This is a genomic window from Rhizobium phaseoli (assembly GCF_010668805.1).
GTDB lineage: Bacteria > Pseudomonadota > Alphaproteobacteria > Rhizobiales > Rhizobiaceae > Rhizobium > Rhizobium phaseoli_A.
This window is the reverse complement of sequence record NZ_WUFT01000106.1, coordinates 1-413: the sequence shown is the minus strand read 5'-3', so window position 1 is coordinate 413 and position 413 is coordinate 1. Positions and strand designations below refer to the sequence as shown.

Sequence of the window (413 nt, the reverse complement as noted above, 5' to 3'; positions counted from 1 at the left end):
AGTATGGTGCGACCGTCGCTTTCTTCACCGTCGACGAAAAAACCCTCGACTTTCTCAACTCCGTCGGTAGAAGCGACGTCGAGCTTGCCGCATTGAAGGGCTATTTCGAAGCCCAACGGATGTTTGGTATTCCGACGCGCGGTGATATCGACTACACCGATACGCTGACGATCGACTTGTCCGCGGTCGTGCCGAGCGTCGCGGGACCGTCGCGTCCGCAAGACCGCATCGCGTTATCGACGCTGAAGAGCAAGGTCCGCGAAATGCTGCCATCAACGGCCCGCGAAGCCGGCAAGCTGAGTCACGGTGACATCGTGCTTGCGGCGATCACGTCGTGCACCAACACGTCGAACTCCAATCTGATGCTTGCGGCGGGCATTCTCGCGAAAAAGGCCGTTGCACATGGCCTGAAG

The 413-nt window shown here is 58.8% G+C and carries 1 protein-coding gene; it reads left to right on the top strand.

Annotated features, from left to right (window positions below; genetic code table 11):
* Positions 1–413 (top strand): aconitase family protein (locus tag GR197_RS31600; RefSeq protein WP_246724749.1); only part of this gene is annotated, 413 nt, incomplete at both ends.